This window comes from Cryobacterium sp. N21 (genome assembly GCF_002929575.1).
Lineage (GTDB): Bacteria > Actinomycetota > Actinomycetes > Actinomycetales > Microbacteriaceae > Cryobacterium > Cryobacterium flavum.
Genome location: NZ_PJJQ01000032.1, coordinates 223,615 through 245,017, shown reverse-complemented (window position 1 = coordinate 245,017; position 21,403 = coordinate 223,615). Strand labels below are relative to the sequence as shown.

Genomic DNA, 21,403 nt, shown 5'->3' with positions numbered 1-21,403 from the left:
TTCAGGTTAGTCATGATTAACTGAAATGTCTAGTTGAAAGGCTCGCATGAGCACACCGACCGAAACGACGCCGCGCAGCCAGGCCAAGGCCGACCGCAGGGACGCCCTGCTCGGCGCTGCGGCAACCCTGTTCGCCCGCTCGGGCTTCAACGGCGTCTCGATCGAGGACCTCGGTGCGGCCGTCGGGGTGAGCGGACCGGCGGTCTACCGTCATTTCAGCGGCAAGCAGGCCGTTCTCGCCGCCCTCCTCATCGATGTAAGTGAGGATCTCGTGGCCGGCGGCCACACTGTCGTGACCGAAACAACGAATGCCGCGGCCGCCCTGCCCGAACTGGTGCGCTTTCACGTGCGCTTCGCCCTCTCCAACCCCGATGTGATCCGGGTGCAGGATCGCGACCTCGACAGCCTCGCCGAGGCGGACCGGCACCGGGTGCGCCTGCTGCAGCGCGAGTACGTGGAACTGTGGGTGGAGGTGCTGGGGCGCGTGCACCCGTCGAACGACGAAGCCCTGCTCCGAATTCGAGCCCACGCAACCTTCGGACTGCTGAACTCAACACCACACAGCGCCCGCGCCTCCTCGAAGGCGGCCGTACGCGCCCTGCTCGAGGAAATGGCGCTGGCGGCTCTGGGCCTGCGGAGCTAGTGCCCGAGCGCGAGGCGCACACCGAGGGCGATCATCACCACGGCAATGACCGCATCAAGCACTCGCCAGGACGCCGGCTTGGCGAACATCGGCCGCAGCAGGCGCGCCCCGAAGCCAAGCGCGGAGAACCAGACGAAGCTGGCCGCAATGGCGCCTCCCGCCCACCACCAGCGTTCCGTTGCGCCCTGCTGGTTGGCGACAGCGCCGAGGAACAATACGGTGTCGAGGTAGACGTGCGGATTCAGCCAGGTGAGGGCCAGCACGCTCACGACCGCGACCCGCATGCCGGTCGTGGCCACGACCCCCGAGACGACGAGTGCACCAGGGCGAATTGCCCGACGAGCCGCGACGAGCCCGTAGATTATGAGGAAGGCAGAGCCGAGCACGCGGATCACGATGATCGCCACCGGCGCTGCGGCGACGACTACCCCGAGCCCGAGCACGCCGGCCAGGATGAGCACGGCGTCCGACACCGCGCAGATCGCGACGACGGGAACGATGACCCGGTTGTGCCCCTCGATGCCGAGTCGCAACACGAATGCATTCTGCGATCCGATCGCGATGATGAGGGAGAGCCCGGTGGCGAGGCCGAGCAGGACTGGCAGAAAAGTTGAGGTCACTGGTGTAACGCTAGGCGCTCGCGATAATTCAGTACAGCTATTGTTTCTTAGGCTGGATAAGCTGGTCTAATGCAACGATTTACGCTCGAACAGCTTGCGACTCTGCTCGCGCTCGTGAGCGAGGGGTCGTTTGAGGCGGCCGCTGCCCGGCTGCACGTGACCCCCTCCGCGGTGTCGCAGCGCGTCAAGGCGATGGAGCAGACGAGCGGGCGGGTGCTCGTGCAGCGCACGACCCCGGTCCGGCTCACCGACGCCGGCGACGTGCTGCTGCGCTACGCGCGCCAGGTGGAACTGCTCGAGGCCGACACCGTGCGCCAGCTGCACGAGGGCAGGTCCGACGGTCGGGCGTTTCCTGTGTCGCTCGCGGTGAATGCGGACAGCCTCGCCACCTGGTTTCTCGATGCCCTCGCCGGACTCGGAGAGACCCTCGGTGTGGCCTTCGACCTGCACCGGGAAGACCAGGAACACACGACGAGACTACTGCGCGCCGGGACGGTCATGGCAGCAGTGACCTCCACGCGGGAGGCCGTGCAGGGGTGCATCACCGAGCCGCTCGGTCAGATGCGCTATCACGCCGTCGCGACGCCCATGTTCATCGAGCGCTGGCTGCCGACACATGGCGGCCTGATCGCCCTTCCCCGCGCACCCGTCGTCGCCTTCGAGCGCAACGATGACCTGCAGGAATCGTTTCTGCGCGACCATGCCGACAGTGGCAGCAGCGGGCCGATCCACTACATTCCGACGTCGAACGACTTCGTGCGGGCTATTCTGCTGGGCTTCGGCTGGGGCATGCTGCCCGAACAGCAGTGCGCTGTCGAGATCGCCGATGGTCGTCTGGTCGATCTGGCCCCCAAGTCGGCGGTCGATGTTCCCCTGTTCTGGCAGCGGTGGAACCTCTCTTCGCCCCTGCTGGATGCCGTCTCGACGGCCGTGCGAGCCGAAGCCCGGACGACCCTTCGGCCGTTCTAAGCGTCAGAAGGCGGCGGTGCAGACGCAGAGCTCGTTGCCCTCGACGTCGACGAGCACCCACCAGTCGGGTGCGTGCTCGTCGGTGAGCAGCACGCCGCCGACTTCAAGCACGGCCGCGACCCGTTCCTCGGCGTCGTTACTTGGCACGTAGACGTCGAGATGGATGCGGTTGCGGTCGGTGCGGGCGATCTCCATGTGCTGAAACCAGACCTTGGGGGCGAGGCCGCGCGGGTCCACGAGTTCGATGCCGTCGTCGCCGGCCACCTCGGTGTAGCCGAGGCCAGCGCGCCAGAATGGGCGCACGGCATCCGCGTCGGTGCAGTCGATCGCGATGTCATAGCGCGTCGGCTGCGCGGGACGCGAGGTGGCACCGAGGGTGTCGGCGATCTGCTGCACGCGGGCGGCGAGCTCGAGGTCACGCGCGGTGACTCCCCCGGCGTCGTGCGAGGTGAGGGTGAGTGAGACGGTGCCGTAACCCAGGCGTACGTCGGGGTGGTGGTTCATCTGCTCGGCCACGTCGCCGACCCGGTTGACCAGTTCCAGGGCAGAGACGAAGTCCTTGGTGCGGAAAACGGCGTGCAGGCATCCGTCGAGGTGCACGAAAGCTGTGCCCGTCAGCTGCTTCTTCGTCGTGAAGGGGGCTAGGAGTGCACGTTGAGCGTTCATGCCTCCACTCTGCTCCGCCGCCGCACCCCGGTCAACTGCCCGTCTGGTGCATAACTCCTGCAATTTGCAGAGCCAAAACTCGGATGCCCCGGAATTCCGCGGAACTCTTTGGGCGGGCTAACAAATTGCAGGAGTTATGCGCACCAGAGTGGGTAAAGGCGACTAGTGCAGGGGAGGGAGCGGATCGGCCAGGGTTAGACCATGGTCAGCACGCGGGCCGGGTCGGCCAGGATCGTACCGATGTCGGCGAGAAAGCGGGAACCCTGCTCGCCGTCGACCAGTCGGTGGTCGAACGACAGGCTGAGCGTGAGCACCTTGCGCAGTGCGACCTCGCCGCGATACTCCCACGGCCGAGAACGGATGGCGCCCATCGCCAGAATCGCCGCCTCGCCAGGGTTCAGGATGGGCGTGCCGGCATCGATGCCGAACACTCCGATATTGGTGATGGTGATCGTGCCGCCGGACAGCGCCGCCGGGGTGGTGGTGCCGGACCTGGCCGCCGTGGTGAGTTCGGCGAGCGCGGCAGCCAGGCCACGCAGGTCGAGCCGGTCAGCATCGACGATGTTCGGCACGAGCAGCCCACGCGGGGTTGCGGCAGCGATGCCGAGGTTCACGTGGTGGAACTGCACGATCTCACCGGCCGGCTCGTCCCAGCGGGTGTTCACCGAGGGGGTGCGCCCGACGGCGAGGCAGAGCGCTTTGGCCACCACGGTGAGGATCCCGATGCCGGCGCCTTCGAACTGCCGGTCGGTGCGCAGGGAATCGAGCAGTTCGACGGTCGGTGTGACGTCGATGGTGAGGAACTCGGTCACGTGCGGCGCGGTGAACGCGCTCTGCACCATCGCTGCCGCGGTGAGCTTGCGCAGGCTCTTGATCGGCGAGCGGGTCTCGCGCACGTCGTCGCCGCGGCTCGTGGCCGGTGCCGCTGTGGGCGATACAGGCTCCCCGTGCACGGCGGGAGTCGGCACGGATTCGGTGATGTGGGCGCGAACGTCGTCCCGAGTGATCAGACCGTCTTTTCCGGTTCCGGTCACCGTAGTGAGGTCGATACCGAGGTCGCGGGCCAGGGCCCGCACCGGCGGCGTCGAGCGCGGGCGTTCGGCAAGTGGTACCGGGACGGGTGCCTCGGCGGGCTGGTCGGTGGATACTGCGGCCGGCGTCACCGCGGGCACCGGCGCGGCGGTCGTCGAAGTTGCGGGAGCGGGCACCGATTCCGCGCCACCCGCGCGGGCCCGACGCTGGGGGTGGCCGCCGCGCTCGACGGCGGGGCCATAGCCGACCAGGTTGGCCTCGCGCTGCTCAGCCGGAGCGGCGGCGCCAGCCGTGGTATCCGTTGGTGCCGTAGAAGTCGGTTCGGCCCCGCCGCCGATGTCGAAGCTGACAATGGGTTCGCCGACGTGCACGACCACACCGGCCGGCTGGTGCAGCACGCTGACCACTCCAGCGAACGGGCTCGGCAGTTCGACCACGGCCTTGGCGGTTTCCACGTCAGCGATGTGCTGGTTGAGCGTGACCTCGTCGCCCGGAGCTACGAGCCAGGCCACAATCTCACTCTCGGTGAGACCCTCACCGAGGTCGGGCAGTTTGAATACCTTGATCATCGACGCCCCATGACCCGGTCGACACCGTCGAGAATGCGGTCGAGGTCGGGCAGATAGTGGCTCTCCAGCTTGGCTGGCGGGTAGGGCACGTCGAAGCCGGTCACCCGCACCGGGGCGGCCTCCAGGTAGCTGAAGCAGCGTTCGGTGATGGTCGCGATGATCTCCCCGCCGAGTCCACCCGACTGGGCTGCCTCATGGGTCACCACCACACGCCCGGTCTTTCGAACGGATGCCTCCACCACCGCATAGTCCACCGGTGACAGCGACCGCAGGTCGATGACCTCGATCGAGATTCCCTCGTCGCCCGCGGCCAGCGCCGCGTCCTTCGCGGTGGACACGAGCGCGCCGTAGGTGAGGAGCGTGACATCCGTTCCCGGAGTCACGATGACGGCTTGCTCCATCGGGGCGCCGAGCTCCGGCACGACCTCACCCTTCACGTGGTAGCGACGCTTGGGTTCGAAGTAGAGCACCGGGTCGTCGCTGGCGATGGCCTGGCGAATGAGGCTGTAGGCGTCTTGGGCATTGGAGACGGCGATCACGCGCAGTCCGGAGGTGTGGGTGAAGTAGGCCTCGGGTGATTCGGAGTGGTGTTCGGCCGCTCCGATTCCGCCGCCGAATGGCACCCGGATGGTGATCGGCATGCGCACGGCTCCCTGGGTGCGGTAGTGGAACTTCGCGACCTGGCTGACGATCTGGTCGAAGCCGGGAAAGATGAAGCCGTCGAACTGAATCTCGCAGACCGGGCGGTAGCCACGGTAGGCCAGGCCGACTGCGGTGCCGATGATTGCCGATTCGGCGAGCGGTGTGTCAATGACCCGGCGAGCGCCGAACTGGGCGAGCAGGTCGCTCGTGACCCGGAAGACACCGCCGAGGGCGCCGATGTCCTCGCCGAGGAGCACCACCTTGGGGTCGTCGAGCATGGCCTGGCGCAGGCCCTCGTTGATGGCCTTGCCCATGGTGAGGGTCTTGGTCTCGGTCAACGGGACTGGCTTCGGGGCATCAAGGCCGGGCAAGGTGGTGGGGGTCGTCAGGGTGGTCATGGTCATCACACCGTTCCATTTTGTTCAGCAATATCGAATTGTGTTCCAAAGCTCGTGAGATACCCGGCATACTCGGCGCGCTGGCGCTCCAGGGTGGCGTTGGGAGTGGAGTAGACATGGTCGAATACGCTGAGCGGCTCGGGGTCCGGCATGCCGATGCAGCCGGCGCGCAACTCGGCGGCCGCGGCATCGGCGATCGCCTGGGTGGCCGCTTCAACCTCGGGGGTGATTTCACCGAGCTTCGTCAGCAACCGGTGCAGGCGCAGCAACGGGTCGCGGGTCTTCCACTCGGCCAGTTCGGCCGGGTCTCGGTAGCGGGTGGGGTCATCCGCTGTGGTGTGCGGTCCCATGCGGTAGGTGACCGCTTCGATGAAGGTGGGGCCGCCGCCGGTGCGGGCCCGGTCGAGTGCGATTCGGGTCGCGGCCATGACCGCGATCACGTCGTTGCCGTCGATGCGCAGGCTCGGGATGCCGAAACCCGGCGCGCGATCGGCGATGTTGCGGTGAGCCTGTACCCCGACCGGTTCGGAGATGGCCCACTGGTTGTTCTGGCAGAAGAAGACGACCGGGGCCTGGAAACTCGCCGCGAAGACCATGGCCTCGTTAACGTCCCCCTGGCTCGTGGCGCCGTCACCGAAGTAGGTGATGGCCACGGCATCTGTTTCGTCGCGCTGGGCGCCGAGGGCCCAGCCGGTGGCGTGCAGGGTCTGCGCGCCGATGATGATGTTCGGGGTGGCCATCTGGACGGTGTACGGGTCCCAGCCGGACTGGGCGTTGCCGCGCCAGACCTTGACGATGTCGGTGAGGTTCACGCCGCGACAGTAGGCGACCGCGTTCTCGCGGTAGCTCGGAAAGATGAAGTCGTCGCTGCGCAGGGCGCGAGCGGAGCCGACCTGCGCGGCTTCCTGGCCGAGCAGCGGCGGCCACAGGCCGAGCTCGCCCTGGCGTTGCAGGGCGGTCGCCTCGGTGTCGATGCGGCGCACCACGACCATGTCGCGGTAGAGCGCCAGAAGGGCCAACCCGTCGAGATCGTCGACCCACGGGTCGAAGTCGGGCCGGGGCATCCGCTCGCCGTCAATCGAGAGAAGCTGCACCAGCTGGGGGGAGAAATCAATCATGGGTCGCTCCGAGCGTCATTGCTAAAGTTGACGTGAGCCTATGTCGACCCGACAGGGAGCACAACCACTGTGAAAAATAGTGAGCAGAGTGCCCTATTCAGGCTCGCCAGACCGTGTTAATGTTTTGCACTATGTACAGCCTTGACAAGACCGACACGAAGCTACTCCAAGCGCTCTCCGCCGACCCGCGCAGCACCTTCGTCGCGCTCGCCGACACCCTGGGCCTCTCCCGCAACACCGTGCAGGCGCGCATGAAGCGATTGGAAGACTCTGGCGCCTTTCTCGGCTTCGATCGCCGGATCAATCCGGCCGCCCTCGGCTACCCGCTGACCGCATTCATCGAGGTGCACGTGCAGCAGAAAAGGCTCGCGCAGATCGTGATCGACCTCGCGCTGATCCCCGAAATCGTGCAGGCGCACGGCATGAGCGGGCAGACCGACCTGCTGGTACGGGTCGTCTGCACGGATGCCGCCGACCTGTTTCGCATCGACGGCACGATCCTCGCCTGCGAGGGTGTCGAACGCACGGAGACCTCGCTGGCCATGGGCGAGGTCATCCCGTATCGCCTCACCCCGCTGCTCGACCGTGGCTAGTCGTCGGGATCTATTTGCTAATTTCTTCATATAGTTATATAAAGAAGTAATGAAGTTATTCGCGCTGGTAGTCTTTCACTCAACCAGACGCACCGCAGAATCCGTCGCCTGCCCAACACCTTCGACTTTCGCGCTCCCCACAGAAGGCACCAGCTTCGTGAACATGCATGCACACCGGGGACTCGTATGAGCTTCCTGCGATTGGCCACCCTTATTCGTAACGGCTCACGCATCGCCGAACCGGCCCCGCCCGCCCCGCCACTGTTGGCGGGAGCTGAAGTGTTCGGTGGCAGCGTGCAGGTGCGGTTCATCAACGCCGGCGGCTGCAACGACTGTGCGCTCGAAGTGTCCGCAGCCTTCGGCCCGGTCTACGACGTGGAACGCTACGGCGTGCGCCTCGTGCCCTCACCGCGGCACGCCGACGTCCTACTCATCGTCGGCAGTGTCACCCGCAATATGGCGGAGCCGCTACGTCGGACGATTGAGGCCACCCCGACCCCCCGGTTTGTGATCGCGGTCGGCGACTGTGCCCTGCACGGCGGTGCCTTCCGCGACGGCTACGGCATCATGGGTCCGGTGTCCGACTTCGTGCACGTCGATATCGAGGTACCAGGCAGTCCGCCGGAACCGACCGAAATCGTGCAGGCCCTCCGCCGGATGACCGGCCGATGACCGGCATCGGAGCTGGGCTCCTCCTGCAACTGGGCCTCGGCGCGCTGGCCGTCACGAGCGCCCTTCTGGCGGCACCGTCCCTGCGGTCACGGGCGGGCGGCATCCTCTGTACCCTCATCGCCGTCACCGGCTTTGTGACCGGCCTCGGCGCCCTGCTCGGCGCCACCGGCGGCCTGCTCATTCCGATCGCCCTGCCAATGGACCCGCTACTGCTGGCTCCCGACCGCCTCGGCGGCCTGTTCATGCTCGTGGTTTCCGGCGTCGGCATTCTCGTGTCGCTCTACTCGATGAGTTCCACCCGCGGCCCCGACGCCAGCCGCACCGCCTGGGTGGCGATGCCGGTATTCCTCGTGGGAATGCAGCTGGTACCGGCCGCGACCGACTCGGTGTCGTTCCTGCTGGCCTGGGAGATCATGACCCTCGGCTCCACCGTGCTGCTGCTCGCCGACCATGCCAGCCGCGCCACCGTCGCCTCGGCCGGCATCTGGTACTCGGCCATGTCCCAGTTGAGCTTCTTCTTCATTCTGGCCGGATTCGCCGTGCTCGCTGCCGCGTCGGGCGGAACCAGCTTCACCAACCTGCAGGCGATCGAACCCGGCTCGTGGGCGGCGAACGTGGCCTTCGTGCTGTTCCTACTCGGTTTCGGCGGCAAGGCCGAACTGGTGCCGCTGCACGTCTGGGTCCCCCGGGTGCTGCCCGAAGCTCCCAGCCACGTCTCGGCCGCGATGAGCGGGGCCATGGTCAAGATCGGCGTGTACGGCGGCCTGCTGGTCTGCGTACGGCTACTCCCCGACGGTCCGGCCTGGTGGGGAATCGCGATCATGCTGGTCGGAGGCGCATCCGCTCTTTACGGCATTCTGCAGGCGTCCGTGTCGAGTGACCTCAAGGTGTTGCTCGCCTACTCGACCACTGAGAACATGGGCCTGGTCTTTCTCGGCCTCGGGGCGAGTATGCTGCTGCGCGGCTACGACGCCACCGCAGCAGCAGATGCCGCGCTCGTCGCCGCCCTGCTCCTCGCCGTCAGCCACGCCGCGTTCAAATCCACGCTGTTCCTCGGCGCCGGCGCCATCATCCACGCCACCGGCGAGCGCAACCTGGACCGCCTCGGCGGACTCGGCGCCCGCATGCCGGTCACCGCCGCCGCGTTCGGCATCGCGAGCCTCGGCGCCGCCGCCATTCCGATCACCAGCGGCTTCGTCGCCGAGTGGATGCTGCTGCAGTCACTCATCCACGGTGGTCGTCAGGGCGGGGCGGTCGTCTCGGTCGCGGCATCCGTCGCCATGCCCCTGGCCGTCGCCGTGATCGCCCTCACCGCGGGCCTGGCCCTGCTCACCTTCGTCAAGGCCTACGGCATTGCCTTCCTGGCCCGCCCCCGCAGCGCCCCAGCAGCAAATGCCCGCGAGGTGCCGCCGCTCATGCAGCTCTCCCTCGCGCTCGGCGCCCTCTCCGTGCTCGCTCTCGGGCTGCTCCCCGGGCCGATCGCCGCGCTCGTGGCGAACACGGTCAGCTCGAACCCCACCGCCGCAGTGCAGTCGGTCGGTCTGGGCGGGGTGTCGCTACCCGGTATCGGGGCGGTACTGGACCCGATCATGCTCGTCGTGCTCTCCGCCATCGTCGCCATCCCGGTGGTCGTGTCGATCGTCGTGTCGGCCCGGCGGCATCCGCATCGCACCGTCGACCTGCCCTGGGGTGGCGGCGGTTCCCGGGCGCGGCCGCGCATGCAGTACACGGCGACGTCCTACGCCGAACCACTGGTGCGGGTCTTCGACGACGTGCTCAAGCCGTCCCGTGATGTGCAGGTCACCCACGTGGCTGAGTCGCGCTATCTGGTGGAAAAAGTACGGGTCGAACAACACGTCTCCGACGTGATTGAAACCCGGCTGTATCGGCCGGTACTCAACCTGTTCCAGCGTTACGGCATCGTCGTACGGCATGTGGCCAACGGCAGCATCCACCGCTATCTGTCCTATTCTTTCGTTGCTCTGCTGATCGTGCTGATTGTGGTCTCGCTATGAACGCCGTCGTCAGCGCCATCATCATCGCTTTCGTGCAGGTCCTGCTGTTCGTCTTCCTCGCCCCGCTCCTCATGGGCGTGATCCGCCAGGTGCGGGCCACCATCGAAGGTCGAGCCGGTGCCGGAATCTGGCAGCCCTGGCGCGACGTGCGCAAACTGCTCGCGAAGAATCCGGTGCGTGCCGAAGGCAGCAGCTGGATGCTCCAGGCAGGCCCGGTCGCTCTGATGGTCTCCAGCCTGCTGCTCTGCGTGCTGCTGCCGCTCGTGGGGACCATACCGTTCCCGTCCATTCCGAGCGACCTGTTCGTGATCGTCTCGGTCATGCTCATCGGCGTGGTCGCGCTCGCTCTCGTCGGACTCGACGGTGGTACGGCCTTCGGCGGCATGGGATCCAGCCGACATATGACCGTCGCGGCCCTGGTCGAACCCACCCTGTTGCTCTCGGTCTACGCTCTGTCGATTCCGGCCGGAACCAGCACAATCTCGGCGATCGTCGAGACCCGGCTGTTCTCCCCCGAGGTGATCATCTCGCCCGTCAGTGTGTTGGCGCTCGTGGCATTGTCGATTGCGATTATGGCTGAAACAGCTCGGCTGCCCGTCGATAATCCGGGCACCCACCTCGAACTGACTATGCTGCACGAGGCAATGACCCTCGAAGCGAGCGGCCGCGACCTGGCCTGGCTCGAGGTCGGTTCCTGGCTGAAACTGGCCGCCCTGCTCGGCTTGGTCAGCAACCTGGTCGTGCCGTGGGGTGTCGTCACCGATTTCAGCGCTCTGGGCCTCGCGATCGGCGTGGTCAGCATCGCCGTGAAAGTGCTCGTGCTCGGTGTTCTGCTCAGTGTCGGCGAGATCTTTTTGGCCAAGGTGCGCCTGTTCCAGGTCCCCGAGCTTCTCGCGGGTTCCTTTGCCCTCGCCTTCCTGGCCGTCACCGCCTCCTACCTGGTCGCCTGAGGAGCATCCGTCGTGTTTGAAACTTTCTATCCCCAACTGATCGGCTTCTGCACCGGCGCCCTGCTGCTCACGAGCGCGCTGATGGTCTGGCGTCATTCCCTGCTCGCCTCGATTCGCCTGCTCGCCCTGCAGGGGGTAGCCCTCGCCGCGCTCGTGGCGGTGATCGGCATCGCCGAGGGCGAGTCCGAACTGGTGCTGGTGTCGCTGCTGATCCTGTCGGTGAAGGGCGTCGGCCTGCCCTGGGTGCTCGCTCACCAGTCCAAGGCGTCGATCAAGCAGATTCAGGAATCGCCCCGACTCAACCCGACCGCCGCGCTGCTCGCCGTCACCCTGCTGACGATTCTCAGCTACGTCGTGGTCAGCCGCGTCTTCGGCCTCGGCGACAGTGAGACCGGCCACGCCGCACCGATCGGCCTGGCCATGGTGCTCATCGGCTTTCTGCTGCTGATCAGCAGGCGCCGTGCGCGCTCCCAGCTCATCGGCTTTCTGCTGCTCGACAACGGCATCGCCACCATCGCCTTTTTGACCAGCGGCGGCGTGCCTATTCTGCTCGAGTTCGCAGTCTCCCTCGACGTTCTGCTGGTCGTGCTCATTTTGCACGTGTTCGCCGGCCGCATGCGCACCAAGTTCGGCGGCACTGCCGTTGATCAGCTCAGAGAGTTGCACGACTGATGTCATTTGTTCTGTGGATTCCCCTGGTCGGCCCACTGGCCTTCGCCGGCCTCAGCCTGCTGCTGCGCGGATCGGCACTGCGCCGTTTCGTCGGAGTCGCCGCGTCGAGCGCGGTGCTCGTCTCCGGCCTGCTGCTGGTCAGCGCGGTGCTCGACGGTGCCGTGTTCGAAAGCGGCGGCGGCATGCTGCGTGCCGACGCCCTCTCGGCCTACATGCTCAGCGTCGTCGGAGCGGTCGGACTCATCTCCACCTGGGGTGGCCTCAGCAGCGCGGCGTCGAGCCGCACCAGGGATGCCGCCGGCTACGAGGCGCTCATCGCCTTGTTCCTGGCCGCGATGTCACTCGCCGTGCTGGCCGACAGCATCGGCCTGATGTGGGCCGCCGTTGAGGCAACGACCATCGCCACCGCATTCCTGGTCGGCCACCACCGCACCCGCCGGTCCCTCGAAGCAGCCTGGAAATACGTCATCCTCGGCTCGGTCGGTGTGGCCATCGCGCTGCTGGGTATCGTGCTGATCTACGCTGCCTCGGTCGGTACCGACACCCCGACCCTGTCTTGGGTGCTCCTGAGCCAGGCCGACCGCGGCCTCGACCCGGCGCTGATCACCGCCGGCGGCGCCCTGGCCGTGCTCGGTTTCGCCACCAAGTCGGGTCTCGCCCCGATGCACAGCTGGCTGCCGGATGCCCACAGCCAGGCCCCAGCTCCGGTCTCCGGCCTCATGTCGGGCGTGCTGCTCTCGGTCGCGCTCTACGCCATCCTGCGCATCCAGTCGATCACCAACCTCGTGATCGGCCCGGAGTTTCTGCGCACCATGCTCAGCATCGGCGGCCTGCTCTCCCTGCTCGTGGCCGCGTCACTGCTCATTCGCCAACGCGACTACAAGCGGATGCTCGCCTACTCCAGCATCGAACACATGGGCCTGATGGCGATCGGTGTGGCGATCGGCCCGGCCGCGCTCCCCTCGGTGCTGCTGTACATTCTCGGCCACGGCCTGATCAAGGCAACCCTGTTCGTGATCTCCGGTCGTATCCTCAAGGTCGAGGGCACCCCTGTGATCTCGGACGTGCGCGCATTGTTGGTGCGACGGCCTGGCCTCGCCGTACCCTGGCTCATCGCCATGGCCGCCATCGTCGGCTTTCCCCCGTTCAGCATCTTCTTCTCCGAGGTCGGCATCATCATGGCTGGCTGGTCGGTGGGCCTGGGCGGCGTCGTCGGAGCGGCCCTCGTGCTGCTTCTGGTGATCTTCGCCGCGTTCACCCGCCTCACCGTGCAGATGACCATCGGCGCTCCCCCGGACGGCGCCGCGTTCACACCCGACTATTCGACCCACGGCCCGCGCCTGCCGATCATCCTGGCCCTGGTCACGACAGCCACGATCGCTTTCGTGGCCGAACCGGTCGGCACTCTACTGTTGCAGGCCACAGCCGTTCTCGGAGGTACCAACTAATGGCTGACGAACTAATGCCGGGCGAACTCCGCCACCTCGACCGTGCGGAATTGCCGGCCGCCGCCGGGGCGCTGCTCGATGCCGGCAGCAGGCTGGCCCTGGTCGCCTGCCACGAAGACGACGACCACTTTCGCATCGTCTATTCCTTCGTCGGGGCCGCATCGTTGCGGGCCGACCTGGTGGTCACTGTGCCGCGGGACGATGCCTGGATTCCCAGCCTCGCCGAGATCTCCCTGCCGGCCGGCAACTTCGAGCGAGGCATCCGCGACCTGTACGGCGTCGTTCCCCGCAACCACCCGCAACCGCACCGCCTGGTTCGCCACGGCCACTGGCCGCGCGGCTGGTACCCGATGCTGCGCGCCAACGCCATCGTGCCCGAGTTCGAGCCCGACGTCGAGTCATTCCCCTTCGTGCCGGTTGAGGGCCCCGGCGTCTATGAGATCGCCGTCGGTCCGATTCACGCCGGCATCATCGAGCCCGGCCACTTTCGCTTCTCGGTCGTCGGCGAGACCATCGTGCACATGGAAGCCCGCCAGTGGTACCTACACCGTGGTGTCGAGAAGGTGTTCGAGGGCAAGACTGCGGGCGAAGGCGTGCTTCTGGCCGAGCAGATCAGCGGCGACACCGCCGTCGGTCACTCCCTCGCCTTCGTCATGGCTGTCGAGCAGGCCGCCGGTATCGAGGTGTCGGAGCCCGACCGGCTGCTGCGTGCTCTGCTTCTGGAACTCGAGCGTCTCTACAACCACGTGACCGATCTTGGTTCCCTGGCCAACGACGTGGGGTTCAGCATCATTGACGCGCACGCCCAGGGGCTCCGTGAGCAGCTGCTGCGCATCAATAAGTCGGTCACCGGACACCGACTCCTGCGCGGTGCGCTGAGCGTCGGCGGCACCCGTGTGAACGCGCTCCCCGAAGCCGCCGATCTGGTGCGCATTGCCGCAGCCATGGCCGAACTGGCCGGCATCACGCTCGGCCATGCCATCGTGCGCGGCCGTTTCACCGGCACGGCCCGGCTCTCCAACGCGCACGCGACCCAGATCGGAACGCTCGGCTACGTCGCGCGCGCGTCGGGTATCGACACGGATGCCCGCAACGAGCATCCGTTCGTCAATCTCGGCGAAGTCTTTCACGTCGTGACCGAAGACAGCGGCGACGTGCTCGCCCGGTACACCGTGCGCGCCCGCGAGGTCGAGGTGTCGACCGCGGTCGCCGTCGACCTGCTCCGACGCCTGCAGGGCCACACCGGAACCGCGTTCAGCGTGAACCCGACGAGCGCTGGCACCGGGCTCGCCCTGGTCGAAGCGTGGCGCGGAACGGCAACCCACCGAGTTGAACTCGCCGCCAACGGCACGCTCGCCCGCGTCAAGGTCGTCGACCCGTCGTTCCTGAACTGGCCGGCCGTACCGGATGCCCTGTCGGAAACCATTGTTCCCGACTTTCCGCTGGCCAATAAGAGCTTCAACCTCTCCTACGCCGGCAACGACCTGTAGGCCGGCTCAGGCCCGTTCGGGCCCAAAGCAGCAACTACTCTTGCTCGAGGTGGCGGAGCAGGGCGTGCGAGTCGGTGAGGTTGGCCAGCACCATACGCTTGGCCGCGGCCAGCAGCTCAACCGCGCTCGGGTCGCGCAGGGCATAGAAAATGGAGTTACCTTCCCGGCGGGTGACGACGACGCCGGCACGGCGCAGTACGCCCAGCTGCTGGGACAGGTTGGACAGCTCGCAGCCGAGTGCTTCGGCGAGTGACCCCACCGAGCGTTCGCCGGCGACGAGCTGTTCCAAAACCTGCACGCGCAACGGATGCCCGAGCGACTTGAACAAGTCGGACTTCAATTGGGCAGCGGGCAAACCTGAAGACAACACAAGTTTAGTATATCGTTACCTTATAATTCTTTCAACTAGATAGGGCCGCTCTCACCTGCGGCGCAGCAGCCCGTCATTCACGAGGGCACGCGCGTAGCCGAGGCTGTTGCCGAGGGCGTTCGGGTGAAAGTTGGCCGACGCGAATGGGTTCAGCGGATCAAACGCGAAGTATGGTACTCGCGAACCTACACCGTGCGCGGCGAATTCCTGCGAGGCATCAACGAAGCGGATGCGCGGGATCGCCATCGCAGCGACGGATCCGGCAATCACCGTGTTCAGCGCGTCTGTGGCCCCATTGAGTACATCGCCCAGCTGGGAGAATCCGGGCTTGAACTGGCGCGGGTAGCTCAAGACCGCGATCTTCGCCTGCGGCAGCGTTGCCGCTACCAGGCCATACGTGCCCACGAGCTTGGGAGCGAGAACGCTCAGCTGAGCCACGCTGTTGTTGATTGCACCGAGGCAAACCGGACTGGCCGGGTCGGGCGCACAGGCCGCCAACACGACGTTGGAGCCGGCATCGATGCCGCCAACGGTGAGGGTGACGAGGGCGGTACTGGGGCTCACTCCGAGAAGTTGAGCCGGGATATCCGCTGTGCTGGCCCCGGAACAGGCATTATTCGACACAAGTCGATAGGGGCTGATTACGGCCGAGAAGATCGGGTAGCTCGCCCGCTTGGAACGCAGGCAAGCGGTGCCGTCGAACATGTACGGCGGCGCGCCCTGACCAGAGGTGAATGAGTCGCCCAGGGCGACATAGCCGGGAGCGGATGCGCCAACCGAGGCTGCGGGACCGGAATTGGTCTCAGCCAGTGCCGGGGCGCTCACCGCGCCAGCGAGCAGGGCGCCCGTGAGTACAGCGACGGCACCGAGGCGTTGCAGGAATCGTAAAACTAATCGTTGATTTGTCATGCCGCGAAAGTAGACCCGGTCATCAGACCCCGCAAGGCGTTGTCAACGACTCAGATTCGGGCCGCGCGCGAAAAGGCCCGCACTGCAAGCAGTGCGGGCCTTCCGTCTACCCGACCGACCTGGCGAGAGGTGATCGGGAGATCTATTGGGACCGGTCTTCGTAAGTACTAGACCTCGGTCGAAGCGTCTGTGCTGTCGGAGGCCGCAGCGCGACCCTCGGTGTCAGCAGCCTCTTCGAGTACCGGGGCGAGCGAGAGCTTTCCACGGTCATCAATCTTCGTGATTTCCACGAGAACCTTCTGGCCGACGCCGAGCACGTCTTCGACGTTCTCCACGCGCTTGCCACCAGCAAGTTTACGCACCTCAGAGATGTGCAGCAGACCGTCCTTGCCCGGGAGCAGAGAAACGAAGGCACCGAACGCGGCGATCTTGACGACGGTTCCGAGGAACTGCTCGCCAACCTCGGGGTTGGTCGGGTTCGCGATGGCGTTGACCTGGGCGCGTGCGGCCTCAGCCGACGGTCCATCAACGGCACCGATGTACACGGTGCCGTCTTCCTCGATCGAGATGTCGGCACCGGTGGTGTCCTGGATCGAGTTGATCGTCTTGCCCTTCGGGCCGATCAGCTCGCCGATCTTGTCAACGGGGATCTGCACGCTGATGACGCGCGGCGCGGTGGGCGCCATCTCGTCGGGAGCGTCGATCGCCGCGTTCAGCACGGAGAGGATCGTGGTGCGGGCATCCTTCGCCTGCGTCAGCGCGCCGGCCAAAACCGAGGCGGGGATGCCGTCGAGCTTGGTGTCGAGCTGGATCGCGGTAATGAATTCGCTCGTGCCGGCGACCTTGAAGTCCATGTCGCCGAGGGCGTCTTCGGCGCCGAGGATGTCGGTTAGTGCCGCATAACGGGTCTGACCGTCGACGGTGTCGCTGATCAGGCCCATGGCGATACCGGCGACCGGGGCGCGCAGCGGCACTCCGGCGTTCAGCAGGGACAGGGTGGAGGCGCAGACGGAACCCATCGAGGTGGATCCGTTGGAGCTGAGCGCCTCGGAAACCTGACGGATGGCGTAGGGGAATTCCTCACGCGTCGGCAGCACGGGAACCAGGGCACGCTCAGCGAGCGCTCCGTGGCCGATCTCGCGACGCTTCGGCGTTCCGACGCGACCGGTTTCACCGGTCGAGTAGGGCGGGAAGTTGTAGTTGTGCATGTAGCGCTTCTTGGTGACCGGGCTCAGCGAGTCGATCGACTGCTCGAGCTTGAGCATGTTCAAGGTGGTGACGCCCAGGATCTGGGTTTCGCCGCGCTGGAAGATGGCCGAGCCGTGTACGCGTGGGATGACCGCAACCTCGGCGTCGAGCGGACGGATGTCTGCCAGCCCACGACCGTCGATGCGGATGCCCTCGTTGAGCACGCGTGAGCGCACAACGAGCTTGGTGACCGACTTGTAGGCCGCGTTGACCTGGTTGTTGGCGCTCGCGTCGAGCTCGCCGGCGTCGACCTTGGCCGCGATGGCGGTCTTGACGGATGCCTTGAGCGCGTCGTCGGCGTTCTGACGTTCGACCTTGTCGGCGATCGTGTAGACCGTCCCCAGCTGGTCGTATGACAGCGCCGCGACGGCGTCGTAGGTGGCCGGCTGGTAGGGCGGGAACAGGGCGAAGTCCGCGGTGGGCTTGGCGGCGGCATCCGCTACCTGCTGCTGCGCGAAGACTAGCTGCTTGATGAAGGGCTTGGAAGCCTCGATGCCCTGGGCAACGACGGCTTCGTTCGGCGCGATGGCGCCACCCTTGATCAGGTTCCAGGCGGCGTCGGTGGCTTCGGCCTCGATCATCATGATCGCGACGTCCTGCACTCCGGCGGCGTCCGTTACAACGCGGCCGGCGACGACCATGCTGAACACGGCATCATCCAGCTGCGAGTGCTTCGGGAAGGCAACCCACTGGCCGCCACCGTTCTCGTCGGGAATGAGGGCAACGCGAACGCCACCGATCGGTCCGGAGAACGGCAGGCCGGCGAGCTGGGTCGACATGGAGGCCGCGTTGATCGCGAGCACGTCGTACAGTTCGTCGGGCTCGATGGCCAGAACGGTGATGACGACCTGGATCTCGTTGCGGAGACCGTCGACGAAAGACGGGCGCAGCGGGCGGTCGATCAGGCGGCAGGTGAGGATCGCGTCGGTCGAGGGACGACCTTCACGACGGAAGAAGCTGCCCGGGATGCGACCGGCGGCGTACATACGCTCTTCAACGTCGATGGTGAGCGGGAAGAAGTCGAAGTTGTCCTTCGGCTGCTTGCTGACGCTCGTGGCGGAGAGCAGCATCGTCTCTTCGTCAATGTAGGCGGCGGCAGAACCCTGCGCCTGCTGGGCGAGACGCCCGGTTTCAAAGCGGATGGTGCGCTTGCCGTACTTGCCGTTATCGATAACGGTTTCGGCGAACGTGATTTCTGGACCCTCCATGTGGGGGTTTTCTCCTTTAAGTTTGCTTCTCGCCATGCTGGCGACGAAGGCTCGCGTGCCCGTATGACAGGCGAGTGGGACGAGGAGCTCGACCAGGCAGGACTAAGCCGCGTTTCAACAATCTCTGTGTAAACACTGTCGTTTTGCTGGCCACCAGTAGAAATTCACCAGAAGCTGCGCGCCTGAAATACGCGAGTCTGGGAAACCACCACCGAGGACCAGCTTCCTGCCAGTTGCGCTCCGGTTGCTCGGCCGCTTCCGAAGAAGGACCGTTACCAAGCTTATCAGACACAGAATCGACCCCGAACTGGTGCCACCAAGTCGGCGGGCACGGTCGGAGTCTCGGGCAAAGTGATAGGGACTGAAATGAGGGTGCGACGGTGCAGGGACTCAGACGACTGCTGGTTGTCGGAATCATGCGCGCCTGGATGGAATTCATTCGCCAGGACAGCGCGAGCGTTCCGCGCCCCACCGGCACCCCCGAGGCGCACGCACCCGGGGCCAACAGCGATCGTGTGCTCATTCTCGGCAGCGGCCCGGCTTCGGGCTGGGGCGTCAGCAGCCACGACCTTGCCCTTCCCGGGTCACTGGCCCGTGCGCTATCGGCTCGAACGGGGTGCGGTGTCGACGTGACGCTGGTCGCCGACCCTTTTGGGAGTCTGGAAGGACTTCCGAATCTGCTGGCGGGACACGCCCTGGGCCGGTTCCAGGCGGTCGTCGTCTTCGTCGGTGTCAACGACGCGGTGACGCTCACCTCGGAAAAGTCGTGGGAACGAAACATGGGCCGACTGCTCCGGTCCCTGGAGCGGGACACTCTCGACAGCACGAAAATCTACGTCATGGGCATTCAGCCGATTCGAACGGTCCCCGTATTTGATAGCCTGTTGGGTTCCGTCGCCAACACGCACGCACGACGGCTGAACGTGCGGACGGAACGGGTCTGCCGAACCGTGCCGCATTCGGTCTATCTTCCCCTGATCGATAACGCCTTCATAGTCTCGGGCCGGTACCGTAATTCGACGGATTACCGGTTATGGGGAGAGTTTCTCGCCGACGAAATGGCCGCTCGACTCGATCTGGTCCGCGACCGCCACGGGTCGAATATGGTCAGTCCGGTGCAGATCACAGCGCCGCCCGAAGTCGAAGCCGGTGTGGAATCACACCTGCGAGAGACCCGCTTTGATCCTGTCCTCGCGTTGGCGCAACAGTCCTTCGGTACCGAGTCCGCGGCCTTCGTGCTTCGCGACCATTCCGGGTTGCGAGTGGTGGCAAGTGTTGGGCCCACGGGTGTCAATCCGGCGAGATCCGATTCGATGTCGGCGACGGTCGTTATCCAGCCGGGAGCACTCGTCGTGGGCGATACCGAGACAGACGAGCGTTTTCGCGGCAAGCCCTACGTAACGGGTCCGCCGTTCATGCGATTTTTCGCGGGTTTTCCGATCGAATCACCGTCGGGTGAACGAATCGGAATTCTCTGCGTGTTCGACCCAAAACCACGCAGTCGTGCGGATACTGACATCGTGCTCCTGCGGCAACTGGCCCTCATAATTCAGCACGAACTGCAGGCGATCAGATCGTAAAGGCATCACGCCAGGCCAGGCCAGCGACGGTCTCCTTGGCTGGCCGATACTCCAGGCCGATCCATCCGTCATAACGAAGAGTGCGCAGTTCGGCAAAGAACGAATTCCAGCCGATCTCGCCGGTGCCCGGCTCAGTCCGGCTGGGCGGGTCGGCGATCTGCACGTGGGCAACGTGCTGAAAGAGATTTCGCAGGCGGCTGATCACATCGCCCTGCTGCACCTGGGCGTGGTAGACGTCATAGAGGATTCCGAGGGACTCGCTGCCGATGGCTTCAACGACCGAAGCGGCCTGCTCTACGGACTCGAGCACGAATCCGGGAGCATCTCCCTGATTCAAAGCTTCGAGCACGAGGATGACGTCGGTCGACGCCGCCTGCTCGGCCGCCCAGGCCAGGTTGGTGACATAGGTCGCGAATGCGCGATCCCACCGCACACCCTCGGGCACGAGGCCGCCCATGACGTGGATGCGCGTCGCACCGAGACCAGTGGCGTATTCCAAGGATCGGGAGATGCCATCGCGGAATTCGCCAACCGCGTCAGGCAGGCAGGCGTAGCCGAACCTCGTCAGAGAGCAGCTCGCACCCGCTGGCGTATTGATCAGCACCTGGTGCAACCCGGCGTCCGCCAAGCACCGGCGCAACTGCGCGAGTGGAAAGTCGTAGGGGTTCGCGTATTCGACGCCGGCGAAACCGGCCGCGGCCGCGGCATCGAAGCGTTCCAGAAACGGTCGTTCCGTGAAGAGCCATTTGAGGTTCGCGTCCAGGCGGAGCGGAATGAGTTCGCGCATGGTTTGTTCTCCGTCGACAGTCATCTGCGGATGCAACTTGCCACTAAACGGCGCGAAGACCGCTACGTTCGTAGGCGGCGCGGGCGACGTCACCGTTCAAGAATTCCAGCAACGCCAGCGCCTCCGGCTTCGCCGCCGCCGCGTTGCTCAGGGCTGCTGCGAATTCGGTGAGGTGCTGGACCTCGTCGGGGAATGGTCCGACAATGGCAATTCCGGGCACGAAGGCGAGCTCGCTGAGCTGCTGCACCGCGAGATCAGCACGGCCGTCACGGACGGCCACGCCGGTAAACCCCTTCGCGAGTGGCGTGGCCCTGGCATCCACTTCAGCGGCTATGCCGAGTCGCTCGATCAGGGTGCGAAAGTAGATGCCGCTCTGACCGGCCTGAGAGTAGGCGACCGAACGGGCGTTGCGCAGTGCGCTGGTGAGCGCCGGCACGGTAGAGATATCGGGTTTGTCGGCACCCTCGGCCACGCCGATTCCGATGCCGGTCGTCACCAGGGGGACGACGGTTGAGGGGTCGATGACACCGTCGGCCGCCAGACTCGCGAGGGCCGGGGTAGCGACGATGACAATGTCCGGCCGCTCGCCGGCCGCGAAGCGGCGTTGCAGTTCGGTGGTCGGGTCGAAGTGGGCATCGATCGCTATGCCTGTTTCAGTCGTGAACGCGGCGAAGATTTCGGCCTCGAGGGCCTTCTGAGTCGCCAAGCCGCTGAACAGTATGACGCTCGGTTTCGTGTCGATCGGGTTGCTCATGATAGACATCCTGCCGTCGTTGGTGGAACTTCTGGCCGAGCGAGAACATA

General features: G+C 65.7%; 20 protein-coding genes. 10 read left to right on the top strand and 10 right to left on the bottom strand.

All coding sequences use genetic code 11. The features are described 5' to 3' along the window. The first annotated feature begins 46 nt into the window (after positions 1-46). Positions 47-643, top strand: a complete 597-nt coding sequence (locus tag CXY77_RS09830) for a TetR/AcrR family transcriptional regulator (RefSeq protein ID WP_092341005.1) — start codon at positions 47-49, stop codon at positions 641-643. Here CXY77_RS09830 and CXY77_RS09825 read toward each other — a convergent pair. After that, a complete protein-coding gene (locus CXY77_RS09825; RefSeq protein ID WP_104088816.1) occupies positions 640-1,263 on the bottom strand; it encodes a LysE/ArgO family amino acid transporter in 624 nt (207 codons plus the stop codon). The two genes, CXY77_RS09830 and CXY77_RS09825, sit on opposite strands and share 4 nt — an antisense overlap. 69 nt (positions 1,264-1,332) lie before the next feature. Between CXY77_RS09825 and CXY77_RS09820 the strand changes: the two genes are divergently transcribed. Next, positions 1,333-2,232, top strand: coding sequence for a LysR family transcriptional regulator ArgP (locus CXY77_RS09820; protein ID WP_104130006.1), 900 nt, complete (start codon positions 1,333-1,335; stop codon positions 2,230-2,232). A gap of 3 nt (positions 2,233-2,235) precedes the next feature. Here CXY77_RS09820 and CXY77_RS09815 read toward each other — a convergent pair whose 3' ends face one another. The 4 genes from CXY77_RS09815 to pdhA form a co-directional block, all read right to left on the bottom strand. Next, complete coding sequence (locus tag CXY77_RS09815; RefSeq protein ID WP_104088813.1) at positions 2,236-2,898, bottom strand: 4a-hydroxytetrahydrobiopterin dehydratase; 663 nt, start codon at positions 2,896-2,898, stop codon at positions 2,236-2,238. 194 nt (positions 2,899-3,092) lie between these two features. Continuing rightward, positions 3,093-4,499, bottom strand: a complete 1,407-nt coding sequence (locus tag CXY77_RS09810) for a dihydrolipoamide acetyltransferase family protein (RefSeq protein WP_104130005.1) — start codon at positions 4,497-4,499, stop codon at positions 3,093-3,095. Then, positions 4,496-5,455 carry an alpha-ketoacid dehydrogenase subunit beta gene (locus CXY77_RS09805; RefSeq protein WP_233197341.1) on the bottom strand — a complete coding sequence of 320 codons (960 nt, stop codon included), beginning with the start codon at positions 5,453-5,455 and terminating at the stop codon, positions 4,496-4,498. The genes CXY77_RS09810 and CXY77_RS09805 overlap by 4 nt, the downstream gene beginning before the upstream one ends. An 89-nt stretch (positions 5,456-5,544) precedes the next feature. Beyond that, positions 5,545-6,657: a pyruvate dehydrogenase (acetyl-transferring) E1 component subunit alpha gene (pdhA, locus tag CXY77_RS09800; RefSeq protein WP_092340997.1), complete on the bottom strand. Its 1,113-nt coding sequence runs from the start codon at positions 6,655-6,657 to the stop codon at positions 5,545-5,547. Positions 6,658-6,788: 131 nt separating this feature from the next. Between pdhA and CXY77_RS09795 the strand changes: the two genes are divergently transcribed. From CXY77_RS09795 to CXY77_RS09765, 7 genes are all read left to right on the top strand, one after another. Next, complete coding sequence (locus tag CXY77_RS09795; RefSeq protein WP_092340996.1) at positions 6,789-7,250, top strand: Lrp/AsnC family transcriptional regulator; 462 nt, start codon at positions 6,789-6,791, stop codon at positions 7,248-7,250. Between the two features lie 186 nt (positions 7,251-7,436). Beyond that, complete coding sequence (locus CXY77_RS09790) at positions 7,437-7,922, top strand: NADH-quinone oxidoreductase subunit B family protein (RefSeq protein ID WP_092340995.1); 486 nt, start codon at positions 7,437-7,439, stop codon at positions 7,920-7,922. Next, entirely contained in the window at positions 7,919-9,937 is a 2,019-nt protein-coding gene (locus tag CXY77_RS09785) for a proton-conducting transporter membrane subunit (protein ID WP_104130003.1), read from the top strand. The genes CXY77_RS09790 and CXY77_RS09785 overlap by 4 nt, the downstream gene beginning before the upstream one ends. Then, on the top strand, positions 9,934-10,887 hold the full coding sequence (locus CXY77_RS09780; RefSeq protein ID WP_104130002.1) for a respiratory chain complex I subunit 1 family protein: 954 nt from the start codon (positions 9,934-9,936) through the stop codon (positions 10,885-10,887). Before CXY77_RS09785 ends, CXY77_RS09780 begins: the two co-directional genes overlap by 4 nt. A 12-nt stretch (positions 10,888-10,899) precedes the next feature. Continuing rightward, complete coding sequence (locus CXY77_RS09775) at positions 10,900-11,559, top strand: hypothetical protein (protein ID WP_092340991.1); 660 nt, start codon at positions 10,900-10,902, stop codon at positions 11,557-11,559. Next, positions 11,559-13,007 (top strand): proton-conducting transporter membrane subunit, encoded by a 1,449-nt coding sequence (locus CXY77_RS09770; protein WP_092340990.1) that lies wholly within the window; start codon positions 11,559-11,561, stop codon positions 13,005-13,007. The genes CXY77_RS09775 and CXY77_RS09770 overlap by 1 nt, the downstream gene beginning before the upstream one ends. Next, entirely contained in the window at positions 13,007-14,497 is a 1,491-nt protein-coding gene (locus tag CXY77_RS09765; RefSeq protein ID WP_199181907.1) for an NADH-quinone oxidoreductase subunit C, read from the top strand. The genes CXY77_RS09770 and CXY77_RS09765 overlap by 1 nt, the downstream gene beginning before the upstream one ends. A gap of 34 nt (positions 14,498-14,531) precedes the next feature. Here the strand turns inward: CXY77_RS09765 and CXY77_RS09760 are convergent, their stop codons facing one another. From CXY77_RS09760 to CXY77_RS09750, 3 genes are all read right to left on the bottom strand, one after another. Beyond that, complete coding sequence (locus tag CXY77_RS09760; protein WP_198412796.1) at positions 14,532-14,867, bottom strand: metalloregulator ArsR/SmtB family transcription factor; 336 nt, start codon at positions 14,865-14,867, stop codon at positions 14,532-14,534. Between the two features lie 51 nt (positions 14,868-14,918). After that, positions 14,919-15,776 carry an SGNH/GDSL hydrolase family protein gene (locus CXY77_RS09755; RefSeq protein ID WP_092340989.1) on the bottom strand — a complete coding sequence of 286 codons (858 nt, stop codon included), beginning with the start codon at positions 15,774-15,776 and terminating at the stop codon, positions 14,919-14,921. A gap of 167 nt (positions 15,777-15,943) precedes the next feature. Continuing rightward, on the bottom strand, positions 15,944-18,232 hold the full coding sequence (locus CXY77_RS09750; protein ID WP_092340988.1) for a polyribonucleotide nucleotidyltransferase: 2,289 nt from the start codon (positions 18,230-18,232) through the stop codon (positions 15,944-15,946). Positions 18,233-18,861: 629 nt separating this feature from the next. On the opposite strand from CXY77_RS09750, the gene CXY77_RS09745 reads away from it, so the two are divergent. Further along, positions 18,862-19,812: a GAF domain-containing protein gene (locus tag CXY77_RS09745; protein WP_158252812.1), complete on the top strand. Its 951-nt coding sequence runs from the start codon at positions 18,862-18,864 to the stop codon at positions 19,810-19,812. Here CXY77_RS09745 and CXY77_RS09740 read toward each other — a convergent pair. Together CXY77_RS09740 and CXY77_RS09735 are read right to left on the bottom strand one after the other, a co-directional pair. Next, positions 19,802-20,623 carry a hydroxypyruvate isomerase family protein gene (locus tag CXY77_RS09740; protein WP_198412795.1) on the bottom strand — a complete coding sequence of 274 codons (822 nt, stop codon included), beginning with the start codon at positions 20,621-20,623 and terminating at the stop codon, positions 19,802-19,804. The genes CXY77_RS09745 and CXY77_RS09740 overlap by 11 nt on opposite strands. 19 nt (positions 20,624-20,642) lie before the next feature. Further along, complete coding sequence (locus CXY77_RS09735) at positions 20,643-21,353, bottom strand: substrate-binding domain-containing protein (protein ID WP_104130000.1); 711 nt, start codon at positions 21,351-21,353, stop codon at positions 20,643-20,645. Positions 21,354-21,403 lie beyond the last annotated feature (50 nt).

Coding starts and splice junctions, on each gene's coding strand:
- CXY77_RS09830 (WP_092341005.1), top strand. CDS start 47: ATGAGCACACCGACCGAAACGACGCCGCGCAGCCAGGCCAAGGCCGAC.
- CXY77_RS09820 (WP_104130006.1), top strand. CDS start 1,333: ATGCAACGATTTACGCTCGAACAGCTTGCGACTCTGCTCGCGCTCGTG.
- CXY77_RS09815 (WP_104088813.1), bottom strand. CDS start 2,898: ATGAACGCTCAACGTGCACTCCTAGCCCCCTTCACGACGAAGAAGCAG.
- CXY77_RS09810 (WP_104130005.1), bottom strand. CDS start 4,499: ATGATCAAGGTATTCAAACTGCCCGACCTCGGTGAGGGTCTCACCGAG.
- CXY77_RS09805 (WP_233197341.1), bottom strand. CDS start 5,455: ATGGGCAAGGCCATCAACGAGGGCCTGCGCCAGGCCATGCTCGACGAC.
- pdhA (WP_092340997.1), bottom strand. CDS start 6,657: ATGATTGATTTCTCCCCCCAGCTGGTGCAGCTTCTCTCGATTGACGGC.
- CXY77_RS09795 (WP_092340996.1), top strand. CDS start 6,789: ATGTACAGCCTTGACAAGACCGACACGAAGCTACTCCAAGCGCTCTCC.
- CXY77_RS09790 (WP_092340995.1), top strand. CDS start 7,437: ATGAGCTTCCTGCGATTGGCCACCCTTATTCGTAACGGCTCACGCATC.
- CXY77_RS09785 (WP_104130003.1), top strand. CDS start 7,919: ATGACCGGCATCGGAGCTGGGCTCCTCCTGCAACTGGGCCTCGGCGCG.
- CXY77_RS09780 (WP_104130002.1), top strand. CDS start 9,934: ATGAACGCCGTCGTCAGCGCCATCATCATCGCTTTCGTGCAGGTCCTG.
- CXY77_RS09770 (WP_092340990.1), top strand. CDS start 11,559: ATGTCATTTGTTCTGTGGATTCCCCTGGTCGGCCCACTGGCCTTCGCC.
- CXY77_RS09765 (WP_199181907.1), top strand. CDS start 13,007: ATGGCTGACGAACTAATGCCGGGCGAACTCCGCCACCTCGACCGTGCG.
- CXY77_RS09755 (WP_092340989.1), bottom strand. CDS start 15,776: ATGACAAATCAACGATTAGTTTTACGATTCCTGCAACGCCTCGGTGCC.
- CXY77_RS09750 (WP_092340988.1), bottom strand. CDS start 18,232: ATGGAGGGTCCAGAAATCACGTTCGCCGAAACCGTTATCGATAACGGC.
- CXY77_RS09740 (WP_198412795.1), bottom strand. CDS start 20,623: ATGACTGTCGACGGAGAACAAACCATGCGCGAACTCATTCCGCTCCGC.
- CXY77_RS09735 (WP_104130000.1), bottom strand. CDS start 21,353: ATGAGCAACCCGATCGACACGAAACCGAGCGTCATACTGTTCAGCGGC.